Source organism: Flavobacterium aquiphilum (assembly GCF_027111335.1).
Lineage (GTDB): Bacteria > Bacteroidota > Bacteroidia > Flavobacteriales > Flavobacteriaceae > Flavobacterium > Flavobacterium aquiphilum.
The window spans coordinates 1,491,549-1,510,360 of sequence record NZ_CP114288.1 but is presented as its reverse complement, the minus strand read 5'-3'; the positions used below and the strand labels follow the sequence as shown (position 1 = coordinate 1,510,360).

At 31.8% G+C, this 18,812-nt stretch carries 18 protein-coding genes; 12 read left to right on the top strand and 6 right to left on the bottom strand.

Annotated elements, in window-relative coordinates; genetic code table 11:
• Nucleotides 1-453 precede the first annotated feature (453 nt).
• The 10 genes from OZP12_RS06305 to OZP12_RS06260 all read left to right on the top strand — a co-directional run bounded on the left by OZP12_RS06305 (nucleotide 454) and on the right by OZP12_RS06260 (nucleotide 10,281).
• Complete coding sequence (locus OZP12_RS06305; RefSeq protein WP_281228198.1) at nucleotides 454-1,668, top strand: sensor histidine kinase; 1,215 nt, start codon at nucleotides 454-456, stop codon at nucleotides 1,666-1,668.
• 375 nt (nucleotides 1,669-2,043) lie between these two features.
• Complete coding sequence (locus OZP12_RS06300; protein WP_281228197.1) at nucleotides 2,044-2,952, top strand: phytanoyl-CoA dioxygenase family protein; 909 nt, start codon at nucleotides 2,044-2,046, stop codon at nucleotides 2,950-2,952.
• Nucleotides 2,953-3,471: 519 nt separating this feature from the next.
• Nucleotides 3,472-4,239 (top strand): N-acetylmuramoyl-L-alanine amidase family protein, encoded by a 768-nt coding sequence (locus OZP12_RS06295; protein WP_281228196.1) that lies wholly within the window; start codon nucleotides 3,472-3,474, stop codon nucleotides 4,237-4,239.
• Nucleotides 4,240-4,413: 174 nt separating this feature from the next.
• Nucleotides 4,414-5,493, top strand: a complete 1,080-nt coding sequence (gene recF / locus OZP12_RS06290) for a DNA replication/repair protein RecF (RefSeq protein ID WP_281228195.1) — start codon at nucleotides 4,414-4,416, stop codon at nucleotides 5,491-5,493.
• Nucleotides 5,494-5,563: 70 nt separating this feature from the next.
• Nucleotides 5,564-6,262: a thioredoxin domain-containing protein gene (locus OZP12_RS06285; protein ID WP_281228194.1), complete on the top strand. Its 699-nt coding sequence runs from the start codon at nucleotides 5,564-5,566 to the stop codon at nucleotides 6,260-6,262.
• A gap of 7 nt (nucleotides 6,263-6,269) precedes the next feature.
• Complete coding sequence (locus OZP12_RS06280) at nucleotides 6,270-6,938, top strand: DUF2461 domain-containing protein (RefSeq protein ID WP_281228193.1); 669 nt, start codon at nucleotides 6,270-6,272, stop codon at nucleotides 6,936-6,938.
• Between the two features lie 38 nt (nucleotides 6,939-6,976).
• Nucleotides 6,977-7,990 carry a UDP-N-acetylmuramate dehydrogenase gene (gene murB, locus OZP12_RS06275; protein WP_281228192.1) on the top strand — a complete coding sequence of 338 codons (1,014 nt, stop codon included), beginning with the start codon at nucleotides 6,977-6,979 and terminating at the stop codon, nucleotides 7,988-7,990.
• Nucleotides 7,991-8,000: 10 nt separating this feature from the next.
• Nucleotides 8,001-8,447, top strand: coding sequence for a GNAT family N-acetyltransferase (locus OZP12_RS06270; protein WP_281228191.1), 447 nt, complete (start codon nucleotides 8,001-8,003; stop codon nucleotides 8,445-8,447).
• A gap of 185 nt (nucleotides 8,448-8,632) precedes the next feature.
• Entirely contained in the window at nucleotides 8,633-9,739 is a 1,107-nt protein-coding gene (locus OZP12_RS06265; protein ID WP_281228190.1) for a glycosyltransferase, read from the top strand.
• On the top strand, nucleotides 9,730-10,281 hold the full coding sequence (locus tag OZP12_RS06260) for an RNA polymerase sigma factor (RefSeq protein WP_281228189.1): 552 nt from the start codon (nucleotides 9,730-9,732) through the stop codon (nucleotides 10,279-10,281). Before OZP12_RS06265 ends, OZP12_RS06260 begins: the two co-directional genes overlap by 10 nt.
• Nucleotides 10,282-10,750: 469 nt before the next feature.
• On the opposite strand, the gene OZP12_RS06255 is transcribed toward OZP12_RS06260, so the two are convergent.
• The 5 genes from OZP12_RS06255 to OZP12_RS06235 form a co-directional block, all read right to left on the bottom strand.
• Nucleotides 10,751-11,599 carry a carboxypeptidase-like regulatory domain-containing protein gene (locus OZP12_RS06255; protein WP_281228188.1) on the bottom strand — a complete coding sequence of 283 codons (849 nt, stop codon included), beginning with the start codon at nucleotides 11,597-11,599 and terminating at the stop codon, nucleotides 10,751-10,753.
• Between the two features lie 22 nt (nucleotides 11,600-11,621).
• Entirely contained in the window at nucleotides 11,622-12,533 is a 912-nt protein-coding gene (locus tag OZP12_RS06250) for a lysophospholipid acyltransferase family protein (RefSeq protein ID WP_281228187.1), read from the bottom strand.
• Between the two features lie 177 nt (nucleotides 12,534-12,710).
• Nucleotides 12,711-13,682 carry a M50 family metallopeptidase gene (locus OZP12_RS06245; protein ID WP_281228186.1) on the bottom strand — a complete coding sequence of 324 codons (972 nt, stop codon included), beginning with the start codon at nucleotides 13,680-13,682 and terminating at the stop codon, nucleotides 12,711-12,713.
• A 28-nt stretch (nucleotides 13,683-13,710) separates the two neighbouring features.
• Entirely contained in the window at nucleotides 13,711-13,866 is a 156-nt protein-coding gene (locus tag OZP12_RS06240; protein ID WP_281228185.1) for a hypothetical protein, read from the bottom strand.
• Between the two features lie 649 nt (nucleotides 13,867-14,515).
• A complete protein-coding gene (locus tag OZP12_RS06235; RefSeq protein WP_432419519.1) occupies nucleotides 14,516-15,412 on the bottom strand; it encodes an IS982 family transposase in 897 nt (298 codons plus the stop codon).
• 460 nt (nucleotides 15,413-15,872) lie between these two features.
• Between OZP12_RS06235 and OZP12_RS06230 the strand changes: the two genes are divergently transcribed.
• Nucleotides 15,873-16,703 (top strand): energy transducer TonB, encoded by an 831-nt coding sequence (locus tag OZP12_RS06230; protein WP_281228184.1) that lies wholly within the window; start codon nucleotides 15,873-15,875, stop codon nucleotides 16,701-16,703.
• Between the two features lie 76 nt (nucleotides 16,704-16,779).
• Here the strand turns inward: OZP12_RS06230 and OZP12_RS06225 are convergent, their stop codons facing one another.
• Complete coding sequence (locus tag OZP12_RS06225) at nucleotides 16,780-17,655, bottom strand: M48 family metalloprotease (protein ID WP_281228183.1); 876 nt, start codon at nucleotides 17,653-17,655, stop codon at nucleotides 16,780-16,782.
• A 241-nt stretch (nucleotides 17,656-17,896) separates the two neighbouring features.
• Here OZP12_RS06225 and lipA point away from each other — a divergent pair, with 241 nt between their 5' ends.
• Entirely contained in the window at nucleotides 17,897-18,796 is a 900-nt protein-coding gene (gene lipA, locus OZP12_RS06220) for a lipoyl synthase (RefSeq protein ID WP_281228182.1), read from the top strand.
• Nucleotides 18,797-18,812 lie beyond the last annotated feature (16 nt).

Below are 18,812 nucleotides of genomic sequence, written 5' to 3'. Positions count from 1 at the left end.
AATTTAATTTAGTGAACGGCAAAAATAAAATTTTTATTCTAATGCGCGTAAAAAAAATGGATTTTATATTAAATTTTAGAAAAATATTTTTAATCCCTTATTTCCAATGCAAAAATGCCCTTCAATACTCAAATAATCAAAGTAAATCAACCATGAATACTATAGAATTTACTTTCAAAAACAAAATGCAAAAAATTGTACAGCAATATATGAAATATCACTATAAAAATAAAAATTATCCTTTATTAGTAATTCACAAGATAAATTATAAGCCATGCTGTACTGTAATAGTAAAAAAATAAATCAGGTTCCTAGTAAGCATTACGAAAATCTTATTTTTAAAATTATTTAAAAAATTACACATACTGTAAAAAAAATTAGCTACTTTTAGTAAAGATCGAATTTACTTACACAGCTGATTTTTTTATTTTTTCAAATAAATAAGAATTTTATATGCATAAACCTGAAATTCCCCAAAATGAAGTCATTCGTTCAAAAGCCTTAAAGGATTATGAAATACTTGACACATTACCTGAAGATGAATATGATGCTTTAACAAAAATAGCATCTCAAATTTGCGGTACACCAATTGCATTAGTAAGTTTAATTGACGATGAAAGGCAATGGTTTAAATCGCATCATGGTCTGGATACAAGAGAAACGTCAAGAGATTTGGCTTTCTGTGCCCATGCCATAAACAATCCTGATGAGTTGCTTATTATACCAGACGCAACTATTGACGAACGATTTTATGATAATCCATTAACTGTAAATGATCCACATGTAATATTTTATGCCGGTGCTCCTTTAAACACTAAAGACGGGTATCCCTTAGGCACACTTTGTGTTATAGATACAAAACCAAGAGAAGGTCTTACAGAAAATCAGAAAGAATCTCTAAAGGCATTAGCAAATCAAGTTATTTCGCAATTTGAACTTCGAAAAAAGAATAGACTTCTGGAAGAAATTAACGAAGAAATTACAAAAAAAAATGTACAGTTAAACCAATTTGCGCACCGTCTTACCCATGATTTAAAAGTTCCAATTCGTGGTATCAACTCTTTATTATGTTTCATAAAAGAAGATCATAAAGCACTTATCAAAGACACTGAGGTAGAAGAATGGCTTGATTTAATTTATTCACGTAATGAATATATGGACTTTTTAATTAATGGTATCTTAGAATATACTAAGGTTAGTAATGACAAAATAGAATTTGAAGATTTTAATGTCCAAAATCTAATTCAACACATACTAAAGAACGGTACTCTGGATACCCCAATTCAGATACATTATACTAATTGCGACATAATTGTAAGACATTCAAAAATAAGCTTTATACAAATCATACAAAATCTTTTATCAAACACAGTAAAACATACCGATAAGCCAATATGTAATATTTGGATCTCATTAACGCAAGACGAAAGCAGCTTTTCTTTCACCTATGAAGATGATGGCCCTGGAATACCTGATAAATATTGGGGAAAAGTATTCGAATTATTCGAAACTGTAAATCCTAAATCTGCTAAAAACTCTGGCATTGGTTTAGCAACAATAAAAGCAATAAGCGATCGCTTTGGAGGCACTATACATTTGAAGCATCGTGAAAATAACAAAAGCGGTGTCTGCTTTTGTTTTGTTCTGCCAAAAGAAAACAAAAGCTAATTTTTTAATTGATTGCAGCACGAATAACCTATTTAATCGAAATCAGTTTTAGACTTGTATTTAGCAAAACACTGCTAACCTAAATCCCATTGACAAACATTTTATATAAGGTGTAAACTTAATTACTTATTAGTTTTTCAATATATTTAATAATCATTAAAAATCAAACAAATATATTTTCTCTGCAACCCTATGTAACAATAAAAAGAAAAAGGGATAGACACTACAATTATTACGAAAAATAAACTTCTAAACATTATTGTCAAAAAGGAGAAAAAATCAACCATCTTTCTCGCACTTTAGTTTAAAAAAATACATTTATAACATACAATTAATCGAATAATTATTTCTTTTGATTAGAAAACATAATTTTAAATGAAATCAGATTTGTTAGAAAATTTTTGGAATCGAATTTTAAAAGGTAAAATCAAAACCGAGGAAGAGTCCAATTGGATAAGTGAAACTGGATATTTATACAAATTAGGTATTAGTATGGAAGAGACCTTGCAATACCTTTATCAAGAGAAACCAACATTGATAGTTTTTAAAGAGTGGATAAAAGCTAAAAGCATAAATGTTACAAATACGATTGATGTTGAAAATACTCTTTCTGAAAAAGACTTGGCTTTTTGGAATACTAATGGCTATATTGTTATAAAAAATGCCATTTCGCTTGAAGATTGTTTAGCTACCCAAAAAGCAATTTTAGAGTTTTTGGAAAAAGACATGAATGATAGTAATACCTGGTACACAATGCATGAAAAACAAAGAGGGCTAATGGTTAACTTTTTCAATCATCCTACATTAGAAAAAAACAGAGCTTCGGTAAAGATTCAAAAAGCTTACGAACAATTATATGGAACTAATAAAATTTATAAAACTATTGACAAGGTAAGTTTTAATCCCCCAATTACTAAAAGATATAATTTTCTAGGAAGTAATTTACATTGGGATGTAAGTTTAAAACAACCTATTCCTTTTCGTTTGCAAGGCCTATTATATCTTTCAGATTGTGATGAAAACGACGGTGCTTTTCATTGCGTTCCTAATTTTCATCATCAAATTGCCAATTGGATGGATTCAATTCCTTTGAATCAAAATCCAAGGGAATTAGCTTTAAAGACACTGACTCCAAAGCCTGTAATTGGTAAGTCAGGCGACTTTATTATTTGGCATCAAGCCCTACCTCATTGTGCTACCCCGAATTACGGAAAAACACCAAGATTTGTTCAATATTTAACTTATTTCCCCGAAGAATATACAGAAAGCACAGAATGGATATAACATTTCAAACACTACTAACCCACTAAATTTCATAGTTTTTAAACAATAATTAGTACTCCATTTAATTTTTAAACTTTAAGCAAACAAGAATCGCATATTCCGAACAAGTATTGAACTGATTATTAGTGCGATTATTTACAAGGATTAAGAGAATTTAGCGAGAATTGGGCAAATTTAAATCAATGTAAAAATAATATCCTATTAGAAATCAGCCGCATAAAATAATTGAAAAACCTTTGTGTGAGACAGAAACGTCTACATCTTCATGATTTGCGGAACACTTTTTTTTTATTCAGATCATAAATCAGTTATAAATGCTTTCGAAACTCAAAAAATAAAGGTACTTCAAATACCTCAATATTGCCCTCCTAGTTAAAGAAGGGAAGTCAATAATTTTTTATAATATTGCTGTAGGACATAAACGTGTGCTTTAATCATTAAATTACTCACTATATATCAATATTTTTCAATAATTTGCGTCCAACAACACAAATTTGCAACCTATAAATTAACCATTAGATGCGTATCTCAAAAAAAATAAAAATTGTATTCGCCATTTTAATACTAATGTTGACTGTCAACACATATGGACAATCCAATAATTTCATAGTCATATTAGATGCGGGACATGGCGGTAAAGATGATGGAGCTAAATATTTTGACAATAAAGAAAAAGATTTAACCTTAGCAGTCACCTTAAAAGTGGGCAAAATATTAGAACAAACCCCTAATATTAACTTAATCTATACCAGAAAAACAGATGAGTTTATTGAACTTAGAGAAAGAGCAAAAATTGCCAATCGAGCTAATGCCAATTTATTCATTTCCATTCATTGCAATGCAAATAGAAACCCAACAGGAAACGGAAGCGAAACCTACGTAATGGGTATGACAAGAGCAAATATGAATTTAGAAGTTTCCAAAGCAGAAAACTCTGTAATCTTTTTGGAAGACAATTACCAGACAACCTATAAAGGTTTCGATCCAAATAAACCTGAAACTTTAATAGGACTGCAAATCGTACAGGAAAGTAATTTAACGAGCAGTATTGATTTGGCTACTAAAATACAGAATAACTTCTCAAATTCTATAGCCATAAAATCCAGAGGCATAAAACAAGAACCACTTTGGGTTCTTGACGCAACCACCATGCCCGGAGTTTTAATCGAGATCGGTTTTATTTCCAACAAAATTGATGTAAGCACATTAGAATCTGAAGATGGACAAAATGACATTGCAAAAGCAATTGCCAATGCCATAATAAGCTATAAAAATGAAAATTTTTGAGACAGCAAAACAATAACTCTTGAAGAAAAACTCAGCAATCTGAATTGTGCTAGATTCAAAAAAACGAAAACGCAGATTGACCTCTTTTATCTCGATATTTTTCAATAATTTGCACCCGCTTTGAAAACACTAAAAAAAAGACCTCAAAGCCAACAATTCCAGTAAGACATCGAGATGTATTTAAAGAAAATATCCTTATTCAATTACAAAAACTTTTCCGAAGCCAATTTCGAATTTGACAGCAAGATCAATTGTTTCGTTGGCAAAAACGGCATCGGAAAAACAAATATCTTGGATGCCATCTATCATTTGTCTTATGGAAAAAGTTATTTCAATCCGCTCGCTGTACAAAATATCAAACACGGAGAAGAATTTTTCGTAATTGACGCCGAGTTCGAAAAAAATGAAAGAACAGAGCAAATCGTGTGCAGTCTCAAAAAAGGTCAAAAAAAAGTCCTGAAACGCAACGGAAAAGCCTACGATAAATTCTCTGACCACATCGGATTCATTCCGCTTGTAATTATCTCCCCTGCCGACAGGGATTTAATCGTGGAAGGCAGCGAAACCCGAAGAAAATTCATGGACAGCGTGATCTCGCAATTGGATCCAAACTATTTGCATCAACTTATCCAGTACCAAAAAGTGATGAGCCAGCGCAATGCCTTGCTAAAGTATTTTGCCCTGAACCAGACTTATGACAATGACACCTTATCCATATATAATGAGCAACTAACCGATTTCGGGCAATCCATTTTCGAAAAAAGAAAAGCTTTCGTGGCTGAGTTCATCCCTGTTTTTAACTTTCACCATCACAATATTACGGGCTCACAAGAATCCGTACAATTGATTTATGAAAGCCATTTATTCGAAAATGATTTATTGACGCTTTTACAACAAAGCATCAACAAAGACCGCATCCTGCAATATACCAGCATGGGAATCCACAAAGATGATCTTTCTTTTGAAATCGACAATTACCCAATTAAAAAATTTGGTTCCCAAGGACAACAAAAATCATTTTTAATAGCATTAAAACTTGCGCAGTTCGAATTCCTAAAAAAACAAAGTGGTGTAAAACCTATTTTGCTTTTTGATGATATTTTCGACAAATTAGACGAAAACCGAGTTTCTAAAATCATCGAAATGGTCAACAACGACATCTTTGGACAGCTTTTTATATCGGATACACATCCCGAAAGAACAGAAACAATTGTAAAATCAACTCACCAGAGCTATACGATTTTCAATTTGTAATTTAAGATTCCTTAAAGATTCGAAAAGACAAAAATTGATTAATTTTACACATTATAATACTTACGTCCCAATGAAAATTAACAACTTATATTTATTTATCGTTTGCTTTATTGCATTTTCCTGCACCGGACAAACTTCGCCAGCTATTAAAACTATTGACGCTTCCTCCTATTCAGAGAAAATAAAAGCGACTCCAAATGCCCAAATCCTTGATGTTCGAACTCCCGAGGAATATGCTACGGGACATATCGAAAACTCAGACAATGTAAATTGGCTCAGCAACAGCTTTGTTTTAAGAACCGATAAATACGACAAAACAAAACCAGTTTTTGTGTATTGCAAAAGCGGTGGGAGAAGTGCCAAAGCAGCCGATAAATTAGCCGAATTGGGCTTTAAGACTATCTACAATCTCGATGGAGGTATGCTGAAATGGGAAGCAGCGGGCTTGGCTAAACCAGACACCAAAATAATTGGTATATGTAGTCAGGAATATGCCGAATTACTGAATACTGACAAAGAAGTACTGATTAGCTTTTACGCTCCTTGGTGTGCTCCATGCAAAAAAATGGAACCTTACATTCTAAAAATGCAAAAAGAAATGAGCGATAAAGTAGTCATCGTCCGATTGAATGCCGATGAAAACAAAACAATCATGCAGGAATTGAAAATCAGTGAACTTCCAACTTTATTATTGTATAAAAACAAAACAATAAAATGGCAAAAATCAGGATTTACTAGCGAAGAAGATATAAAAAAACAATTACTCTAATTGGTCTATGCTTACAAAAGATACACTACAGTTCCTCGACGATTTAAAAGCCAACAACAATCGTGATTGGTTTCTCGAAAACAAAAAACGTTACGAAGCCGTAAAGAAAGACTACCACCAGTTGGTTGGCTCTTTGCTTGATGCAATGAAGCCTCTCGATTCATCATTGGAAATGTTAGAAATCAAAAATTGTGTTTTCAGAATCAATCGTGACGTTCGATTTTCTAAAGACAAATCGCCCTATAAAACAAATTTGGGGATTTGGATTTCTCCTGGCTCGAAACATATAGAAGCTCCAGGTTATTATCTTCATATCGAAAACGGAAACTGTTTTGTCGGCGGCGGATTATACTGTCCACAACCAGATCAACTTCAAAAAATCAGAAAAGAAATTCACTTTTTCTATGATGATTTAACGGAAATCCTAAATGACCAAAAATTCAAATCTACTTATCAAAATTTAACCAGGGACGAAAATTCGACCCTAAAAAATCCTCCTAAAGGCTACGACAAAGAAGATCCAGCCATTGAATTTTTGAAACTAAAAAGCTTTACCGCTATTCAAAAATTTGACACCAAACTGGCAACCCAAAAAGATTTTGTATCGATAATAGCCGAAAAAATGATTGTTTTAAAACCGTTCAACAGTTTTATCGACAGAGCGTTATCAGAATAATTTCAAAGCCAAACACCACTCATTAATCACAATTCCTTATGGAGATTTTGCATCATTTTTCTTTAAAAAATTACAATACTTTTGGTATCGAAGCCAAAGCCGAAAAATTTATCGCCGTTCACAGTCTAGCCGAATTGAAAAGCGTTTTGGAACAAAACAAAAGCCAAAAAAAATTCATTCTTGGCGGGGGTAGCAACATGCTTTTGACAAAAGATATTGAAGCTCTTGTAATCCACATTGATTTAAAAGGGAAAAAAATACTGAAAGAAGATGATGATTTTGTTTGGGTTGAAGGACAAGCAGGCGAAAACTGGCATCAATTTGTGCTTTGGAACATCGAGCAAAATTTCGGTGGATTAGAAAACATGTCCTTAATTCCGGGGAATGTTGGCACGACACCTGTACAAAACATTGGCGCTTATGGAGCCGAAATCAAAGACACTTTTGTTTCCTGCGAAGCCATGAATATTGAAACTCAAGAAATGAGAACTTTTACAAGAGAGGAATGCAACTTTGGATACAGAGAAAGCATCTTTAAACACGAAGTAAAAGACCAATACATCATCACTTCCGTAGTTTTCAAACTGACGAAACAGAACCATAAAATAAATACTTCATACGGGGACATTCTCGCCGAATTGGCCAAAAACAACATTACAACTCCTAGTCTAAAAGACGTGAGCAATGCCGTAATTGCCATCAGAAAAAGCAAATTACCTGATCCTGCCGAATTAGGAAACAGCGGTAGTTTTTTCAAAAACCCAATACTTTTAAAAACCGATTTCGAGAAAATCCATCAAAATTTCCCCGAAATGAGATTCTTCGATATTTCAAAAACCGAAGTCAAAGTTCCTGCCGGCTGGCTAATAGAACATGCCGGTTTGAAAGGAAAACGTTTTGGCGATGCCGGAATTCACAAAAATCAAGCTTTGGTTTTAGTAAACTACGGAGGCGCAACAGGACAGGAAATTTTGGATGTTTCCAAAAAAGTGCAGGAAACTGTTTTTGAAACCTTTGGCATTCATATTGAGGCCGAAGTGAATATAATTTAGCTCCAAAGCAATGCTCACTATAAAAATTTCAGATCCAAACGCTCCAGAAGCTTACGCAATAACAGAAGAGCTATCGCAAAATCTTTATGAACGATTTGGAAGCGACGGTAAAAACTCATTTACAGATTGGGAATACGACAATCCCAGATATGTATTTATTATAGCAGAATTAAACACTGAAATTGTGGGATGCGGGGCAATAAGACCACTCTCACCAAAAACAGGAGAAGTAAAACGAATGTTTACCAAATATCCGGGGAAAAATATTGGACAATCCATTTTATCCTTTTTGGAAACAAAAGCAAGAGAGTTGAATTATGAAAAACTGGTTTTGGAAACAAGAGTAAAAAACAAAGAAGCCTGTTCCTTTTACCTGAAAGCAAACTATACAAAAATACCAAACTATGGTAAATACGTAAACCGACTAGACGCCATTTGTTTTCAAAAGACACTCTAAAGCGACATAAATATGTATTCTGGACTTAAAGCAAACCGAAAATCAAAAGTCCCCTCAAAAAAACCTTTAACCCAGACTACTGCAAAAGAAGCAGCCAAATAAAAAAAGTAATCACTTATTTACATTGAAAATTCACAATTGCTAATTACATTTGCAATCGTTTTTAAAAAGCCAAAAAATATAAGATGCTGAACTTTACTCTCTATTTTTTTATTGCAATTGTTGTTATTCAACTTTTTTATTATCTAGTTGTTTTTACAAAATTTTCTTTTGCCAGATCACAAGAAATTGAGCCAAAAAACATTCCTATTTCAGTTATAGTTTGCGCCAAAAACGAAGAAGAAAACGTCGTAAAATATATTCCTTTATTAGCCGAGCAAAATTATCCCGATTTTGAAATCGTCCTGATTGACGATGCTTCAAGAGATAACACCTTAGATATTTTTGAAGAATTCGAAAAACAATACCCCAATATTCGTTTGGTAAAAGTAAAAAACAACGAAGCATTTTGGGGAAACAAAAAATACGCTTTAACATTAGGAATTAAAGCCGCCAAAAAAGAATACCTTTTATTTACAGATGCAGATTGCTACCCAACGTCAAAAGACTGGATCACTGCGATGAGTTCCCGATTTACAAAACAAAGAACTATTGTTTTGGGCTACGGTGCTTATGAAAAAATAGCCAATTCTTTTTTGAATAAAATAATCCGTTTTGAGACGTTGCTTACCGCTATCCAATATTTTTCGTGGGCAAAAATTGGCAAACCTTATATGGGTGTAGGACGTAATTTGGCTTACAAAAAAGAAGAATTTTTCAAAGTAAACGGTTTTATCGACCATATCCAGATTCGTTCCGGGGATGATGATTTATTTATCAATCAAGCTGCCGATTCTAGCAACACCACTATTAGTTATGTTCCTGAAAGCTTTACTTATTCGGCTCCAAAGACTACTTATTCTGATTGGTTTATACAAAAAAGAAGACATGTTGCCACCGCTACACATTATAAAACATTTGACAAAATACAATTAGGACTTTTCTTTAGTTCCCAGTTATTATTCCTATTATTACCAATTGCATTACTGTCTTTTCAATTCCAATGGATTTTGGTAGTAAGCCTTATTGGCTTTCGATATTTGGCAACTTGGATTGTAACCGGATTTGCTGCAGGAAAATTAAAAGAAAAAGATGTGATCTATTGGTACCCTATTATAGAAATTATACTTATATTCACTCAAATTAATGTCTTTATAACAAACATCTTTTCAAAACCTGCGCATTGGAAATAAATAAACAAATAGAAAAAGCAAAAAAAGGAAACCAAATTGCCTTTACCTTTCTATTGGATTATTATTGGAATGAAGTGTACGGCTTCATGCTGAAAAGAACCGAAAACGAAACCATTGCCGAAGACATTACTATCGAAACTTTTTCGAAAGCATTTGACAAAATAGCCTCGTACAATCCGGAGTACCAATTCAACACTTGGCTGATTTCTATTGCCAAGAACGTGCATATCGATTTAATCCGCAAGAAAAAAGCAAGTCTATTTATCGAAATAACCGACGAAGAAGATCAAACAGCTTACAATGTAGCCGATACAACCCCTACAGCAGAAGATGTATTGATTACCGAGCAAAACCTTTCTCAATTATTACAGTACATCAAAGAATTGAAACCACATTATCAGGAAGTAATCCAGTTGCGCTATTTCCAGGAAATGAGTTATCAGGAAATTGCCAATAAAATAGACGAGCCTCTGAGCAACGTAAAAATAAAATTACTTCGTGCCAAAAAATTACTTTCTGAAATCATCCAAAACAAAAGGTAATTCTATTTCAGCAAAAATACTTTTATCCCAGAAAACCGACTTCAATTATTATTTTTTGAAGTGAAAACATGTAGCCTTTTTGTAAACATTCAGCTTTCCACTACACACGAGCGAATTAGATAACGAAAACAGTCTGAGCAATCAGGTAATCCTTAAAATAGATAAGGATAATGTTAGTCGAATCTGGATATTGACTATTCATCAGAATGAAAATGGATTTGTTTGGATGGGAACCAATGGGTATGGAATTAATGGCTTTGGTATAAGTTTAATTTTTCCCAGTTTAGTTACAATGATGACTCCTTTTTTAGTTCAATAACGTTTGATCGCTTGGCGATGTGGCGGAATAAGAAAGCCTAATCTTTCGGTTAATGACTAATTTTCCAAGTACAAAACCAACTTCAAATTAAGCCAAATCCCGCCATATTACCAAACGACGGTTATCCACAGAATACTTATTTACAACGAATTACTGTTTGTAAGTTAAAACCATTGAGGAAGAAATATTCCCATATTTTTGCCAATTTGCTTGACTTCCAAATTTATAATAATGGGTTGAACCGAATGAAGGAATTATTATTGGAAGATTTAATTTGTTTCCATCATTTGAATGTTCAATCCATTCAACAGTTATAACAATATCATCTTGAACTAAAATATTAAATGCTGATAAATCTACATTAACCCAGTCAGTTAATTTTTTATTGACTTGAAGTATAATATTTGATTTATTAATTTTTTTATCAGGTCTATTATTTTTTATAGTATAGCAATTAATTCTAAATTTAACCATTTCAAAATTATTGTCTTTTATGAAAAACTTAAATTCTGTTAAAAAGCTTGGCTTTTTTGTGCCTAGTGAAAATTTTCTTCCTATTTCTGTCCCTAAATTTATGTTTTCGTAATTTGGATTTGCAAAGATTACCTCATGTTTTGTTTCTGTTCTTTGTTTTCCATCACTATATGTTCTTAAATTAGTTTTATTCACAACCACTTCATCAAGATTTTCGATATAATTATCAAGTGAAATTTTAATTTTTTCTGTGATATTAGATAAGTCTTTAACAATAATTTCTTTAGACTTAAATCCCATACAAGAAATTTTCAGTGTATCTAACTCTATTACATTTTTTGATGAAAAAGTAAATTCTCCTTTATCGTTTGTAACTGTTCCGACTGGCTTATTTAGTATTCCAATGTTTACATATTTAATAGGATTTTTCAAGCTATCAATTATTATTCCGCTAAATATTTTTTCTTGCGAAAAAGTGATTATTGGAAAAAGTAATATTAAAAATAATCGAATTGAATTTTTCATAAAGTATAAATTATTGATATGATTATATAAGAATGTTTTTCTGATTTAATTCTAATAATAAATTATTCTCAATTTTATCAAAATTTTGTTTTTCTATTAATTTAAATAGCTCATTTGAGATTGGATAAGATTTATACGAAAATAAATCAAATAAGAAGTTAGAATCATTCACTTCAAATAAATTATATCGATCGGAGTTAAATTTTGTAATATTTTTTGATGGCTCGCTAAATGAAATTTCAATATCACGGTTAAACCATTTATGGATATAACCCCAACATTCCCATTGGGTAGGGTATTTTAATAATTTTTCTTCCAATAGTGAGTAACAATATTCTATTGATTTTTTTTCAAAATCTTCTTTATTTTCAAAGTCAGAAATTGAAATTTCTTTAAAAATTTCAATTGTATTGTTATATTCTTCATTCTCGTTTACCCGATAAGATAATATTGGAATAATCTTTGCATTTAAGATTGATGCTAATTTACCAACTCCATATTTTACATTAATCTGCTGATTTAAAAAATTAATTGGAATAAAATTTTTTGAAAAATTTTGAGCTTCAACATTAATTCCTGAATTTCCATCTAAATAAACAGCCATTACATATCCGTTTTCAACTAATTGTTTTAATTTAATTATAGATGTCCTTTCTTTTACATTTAATATTATTAAGTCGGAATTAATTTTACCTTTTAAAATATTTGTTACTGTCTCTTTAAAAGCATCTAATTGGCTGGTAAATACACTATCATCAATTATTAATGCGACTTTGAATCCACACTCATAAAGGTATGAAATTATTGTCCTATATGATCCTAAATGAAAAGTAGCAAATATGATATTTTCGGATATTTCTCCATTTATAATTTTAAATTTTGTATTGTTTATGATTTTAGAATTTTTAAGATATTCTTTACTATTTTGCTCCAAAGCAGAGCAATGTTGACAATAAATTGTTTCAAAAAACAATTCTTTATAGTTACTTTTTTTTATATGAGACAGAAATTTATTGATATTAGCACTAAATAACGCAAAATAATAACTTTGTAGATTAAAATCTTTTTTTTTGAGATTAAATACTTCTTTACGTTTATTTTTTTTTTGTTTTTAAGAGACATACGTTAGAATTTGTTTAAACAAATGATACGCTATATAAATAATTAAAATGACTTTTAAAATACTATATATTTTTATAAATGTTGGAGTGTTATTTTTTTTAAAAATATTTTTAAGAAAAGTATTTGATACTTGGTTTAAATTCTTTGCTTTTATTAAATCAGTTAATACCCAATACCCATCAAATTGAAAAAAAGGATTTAAGTTTAAGATTAAAACTGCAAAATTAATATTAAATAAATAACCAAAAATCTTCAAATCAGAAACTGAAAATATAATTAATAAAATGAAACCTATTATCGATTGAAAATATATCCCTGAAAGATTAATTAAAATTCTTTTGGTTTTGTCCAATTTCCAAATTTCATCTAAATTTACGTACAAAACAGGTACTATTCTGTATATTCCGATGCCAATTTCTTTTACCTTTGTGTTATGATATTTAGCACTAATAATATGTCCAAATTCGTGAAAAATTAATATGACAAACAGTAGTATGTATGCTAACATTTGTTGTTTCAGCGTAAGGTCGCACTTTTTAGAAATGGTAAAGTAAAATATTACATTAGCAACAAATGTTAAGCATAATAAAATGTAAAAAAAGTCAATTTTAAAAAGCTCAAATATGAAATTTGGATAATAAATTTCTGAACTTAATTTTACTTTTAATATCTTTCTTAAACTTCTTTTTTTCTTTGGATTTATTAACAACTTATTTAGCTGTAAATCAATTAGATTATTAATAGTTTCAATTTCGATAGTCGTATTATATTTTTCCGAAAGTATTATAGATATGTTTTTATTTGAAATATGGTCTTTTAATAATTCAACAATATCTTTTACAATAAATCCCCCATAAATTAGGTTGTTATCTTTGATAAATAAATATTTATTTTCTTCGTCTGTCGGGATAATTTGAATTTCAGAATACATATCTAATATTTCAGTATTATAAAGAGGCATTTCTGCCTCTTTAAATTAAGACCATTGATTACATAGGATAACCAAAACAACAAGGAGGAGTTGGGTCACACCAACAAGTGTCTGGTGGTGCAGAGAATTCTTTTCTTTCTTGAAGTTCTTCAATAGAAAGTCCTTTTAACATTTCCTCTTTTGAAAAATTGTTCATTACTTCTTCATTTTTCATAAAAAATATGTATATAATTTTGTCCACTCTTTTTCAGGTTTTTCGACTTCCACCTTTTCCGTTATGTTTGTGAACATCTTGTGCCTAACACATTTATAAACATAAGTAGTTATATATATTACAGTCAGATCCTGATATATCTGTTGACTTAATCAAATTATTAACAGATGATACATCCTCTTCTAATAATAGATTCATACCTGTAACATTTTTATAAGGATTATTTTTAGTATCATATTCATAAACGACTGTTCTTGAAGAACCGCCATTATCAGTACTTTCATCTTTTATTAGATTGCCATCTTTAAAAGTAAATTTTCCCGCAGTACCATATTTTCTTCAACTCCAGTCAAAAAAATTCCTCTAACTTCATCATAAGAAACAGTTCAATCTGTGTTGTTACTTTTTTTTACCAAAACTGAAGGTTCTTTAGACGGATTATTGTCATCATTATTTGAACAAGAAGCTAGTACAAACATTGTGGCACTAACAAAAAATAGATTTTTTTTTCATAAGATTTTTTTTTAAATTTCAAACAAATATAAAATAACACTTGTTAAAAAAATGTAGCTATTTATACTTTTTTTTGTAGATTTTACTCTACTTTTAATTTGTACCCACGTAACCAAAGCTATTAACCTAAACTCGATTAATAAAATACTGCTAATTGGTTAGTTTTAACCGTTTCGTATTTCAAAGAAGGTTTTTTAGGCAGAAAATTATAAGCAATTATTCCAGCGATAAGATTTGACAAAAAGTTGATAAATGAGCGATGCCTAGAGTGTTCAACTTGGCAAATATTTTTAAGTTCATCGTTAACCGTTTCTATTATTGAGCGTTTACGGAGTAAGATTTTATCACTCATTTCCATCAAACTATTTTTCATATTATTGCGAATGCTTGTAATTAATTGAACTCCATCAACAAATAATAATTGGGAGAGTTTTTCGCTTATATATCCTTTATCACCAAATAGTTTTCCGAAAATAGCATTCAAAAAGCCCTCATTTTTCAGTGGCTCTCTATCATCTACGTTGGCTTGAGTTACAGCAAAGCTTAACAATTCTCCTTTGTCATTAATGATAATATGGAGCTTAAACCCATGAAACCAACCCATTGTAGATTTTCCTGTAGTGGCAATATCTTTAAAAACTTTATTTCTACTGATTCGTTTGTTTTTACAAACTCTTATTGGTGTTGAGTCTACAAATGAAATACCTGTACAATTGCCTAAACAACAGGTTTTGGCAAAAATTGTCATTGGCAAAAGAACACTTTGCATCAGTTCTAAAAAGCGATTATAAGAAACTGTATTAGGAAATTCATTTTGCATATGCTTTTGGACATAAAAAATGTAATAATGCTTGAAACAACGAAAACCACTCAAATGAAAAAGTAAATAAATTGTAATTACTTCTGATTTTGACATAATCGAAGGACGTTTGGAAGGTTTTCCTAGCAGAAAAGGCTGTGTGGTTTTCTCAAAATCTTTACAAAATTCATCAACAATAGAAAAAATATCTGTAATTTTATCGAAACAAATCACAAGGTAGAGTTTAGTTAAATATTTAATTGTCAGAGATTTAAATATACTAAATTTTACCTTTTTCTATAATATTTTCAGCCTAAATTATTAATCGAGTTCAGGTTTACAAGCCCCTCGTTTTTTTTTGGGGAAGAGACGGCTTATAAGGATTTACGTTTCACACGAGCGATAGCGAACTGACGAAGTAATCGGGAATAAAAGCCAACATTTGCTTCGCCCGTTCGCTATCGATCTGGTTGCTTTTTTTATAATCTAACAAACAACAAAAACATAAAAAAATTTCCTAAAATAATATTGTTTTGCTTAAAAACATTTCTTACATTTATACATATCCTTAACTTTTAACAATTAAGTTAAGAATCAATCATTCGTTCATAAAAGTTTTTGTTATTTTTTTTAGAAACCAAACCATAATACTGCTTATGATTTAATTTTTACTTAACCATTAAATCCATAAATCATGTCTAAATTAAACATCTACGAAACCAGCTGGACCAATCTTGTATTCGAAGACAGAAACAAAGAATACGGAGCGTATAATTTACGTCAGGAAAACGCCAAAACATCCTTATTTGCTCTCTTAACAGGAGTATTACTTTTAGCAGGAGCCATTAGTGTCCCTGTGATTTATAATCACCTGAATCCGGACCATACCATCCCGACAATTATCCCGGAATTAGCACCGGCTACTATTGTGAATGTCAATCCCTATACTCCTCCTCCAGCTGGACCTGAAGAAGCTGCTATACCCCGAATTAAAGAACCAATTACGAACGAACCCATTACGAGTCAACAACTCATCAACCCGCAAGTAGTAACTTCAACTGATGCGACTCCTATGGACGTTACTCCCAATGCAGACCTCAAACCTCTTTCCAGCACAGGAACAACTGAAGCATCGGGTTCAGGAGTTGGCACATCATCTGGAGCGGGATCAGGCACAGAAGTAAGCACCCCTGGCATCCCTGACAATGCTGTTGTATCGAGTGCGGTATTGGATAAACTACCTGAATTCCCAGGAGGAATCAATAAATTTTATTCCTATGTTGGTACTAATTTTGAAAAACCTGAACTAGACAGCGAAAATGCTGTTCGTATAACTGTTGCATTTGTAGTTGAAAAAGATGGAAGCATGACCGATATCCGAGTTTTGAAAGACCCTGGTTATGGATTGGGAAGAGAAGCTATTCGAGTTTTAAAATCTTTAAAAACAAAATGGTCTCCGGGTATGATTGATGGCAAAGCAGTTCGAACTGCTTACAATCTGCCAATTACTATTCAGCCAAATTAAATATTAAGATAAAAAAAGCAAAAAGCCGGACTTAAAAAGTTCGGCTTTCTGCTTTTTTATTATCTCTAACTACAAATTACTTCTTTGTAGTAGTTTTCTTTTTAGTCGTAGTGGTCTTTGTTGTTGTTTTCTTTACAGGAAGAGCTCCATTCACGATCGGCTTTTTAGTATAAGTTTTATAGACACCATCTTTCTCAGCTCTTGCTTTAGCGGTATCAGCTCTCAAATTAGAATCTGGGTGAGAACTCATCATTTTGTCAATAAATGAACTTTCCTCACTTTGACTCATTTTAGCCAATGTTCTAAAAGCAGATTCCTCTGCATTTACATCGTATCCATTTTTTTTCATGAATTCATAAGCAAACAAATCCGCTTCTGATTCTTGTTTTCGGCTATATTTGCTGTCAATCATGGCGCTTCCAATTTTAGCCAATTGACTATCGGTAACAGCAGCTACTTTATTAGATTGTGAAGCTGCGGCATCGATTAAAGCTTCTTTTTGGTAGGCAGCTTTCATCGCATCTCTTGAATCATGATTATTCACGTGACCAATTTCGTGACCAATCACCGCAATTAATTCATTATCATCCATTATATCCATCAAACCAGAAAAAACACGCACACTACCATCCGCAGTTGCAAAAGCATTAACATCTTTAGTCAAATATACTTTATAATTTAAGGTATAATTATCTCCCTTAGTATATTTCCCAAAAACTCTGGCTAAACGAATTGCATAAGGATCTGTTGGTCCTGCAACTTTATTTTCAGCATCCATTTTATCAACTGCCGCTTTAGACAAAGCCGCTGCATCAGCATCGCTAAAAGTAAACCCAGTTATTCCTTTTTGAACAGCTCCCAGTGCTCTTTCTCCCAAATTAATTTGTGCCTGAGCAGCTGAAAACCCAGCAAAAGTCACAAAAATTCCTAATAATAATGATTTTGTATTCATCTCTATTTTTAATTATTTGAAGGGCAAATATACAACAATCTAAAAAAACTTAATCCATTTTAGTTTTAACTTTTAAAAGCAAAACCTACAAAACCATAAATTAGGCATTTACAAAATCCCTTTTAATCCTACGAAAATCAAAAATTTGACTGACAATCAAACAGCTTTGATCAAAATTCATAAATAGTGAGTTCAAATTCTAAAACTACATTCCTTATCTTTGTACTCAGAAAATTGAAATATGGAAACTGCTTTAGATAATACATTACCTGTTGGAACCCGAGGCAACGCCGAATCGAGCATAGCTAAACCAAAATGGCTAAAGGTAAAACTACCAATTGGACAAAAATACACTGAACTTCGTGGTTTAGTAGATAAATACAGCCTCAATACTATTTGTACTTCCGGAAGCTGCCCAAACATGGGTGAATGCTGGGGAGAAGGAACAGCTACATTCATGATTCTTGGAAACACTTGTACACGTTCCTGCGGTTTTTGTGGCGTAAAAACCGGAAGACCAGAAACGGTAGACTGGGACGAACCTGAAAAAGTAGCTCGCTCAATAAAAATAATGAACATCAAACATGCTGTAATCACCAGTGTGGACAGGGATGACTTGAAAGACGGCGGTTCAATTATTTGGGGAGAAACTGTAAAAGCCATCCGCAGAATGAACCCAAACACAACCTTAGAAACTCTTATTCCAGATTTTCAAGGAATCGAAAGAAATATCGATCGTATTGTAGAGGCAAACCCAGAAGTAGTTTCGCATAATATGGAAACTGTTCGAAGATTGACGCGTGAAGTTCGTATTCAAGCCAAATATGACCGAAGCCTTGAAGTTTTGAGATATTTGAAAGAGAAAGGCATCAACCGAACTAAATCGGGAATTATGTTAGGGCTTGGTGAACAAGAAGAAGAAGTTTTTCAAACCATGCGTGATTTACGTGCTGCCAATGTAGATATTGTTACCATTGGTCAATATTTACAACCAAGTAAAAAACACCTCCCTGTAAAAGAATTCATAACTCCGGATCAGTTCAAGAAATATGAGACATTCGGTTTAGAATTAGGTTTCCGTCATGTAGAAAGTGGCGCATTAGTTCGTTCTTCTTACAAAGCTCAAAAGCATATTTTATAAATTGTTTAATCGGTTA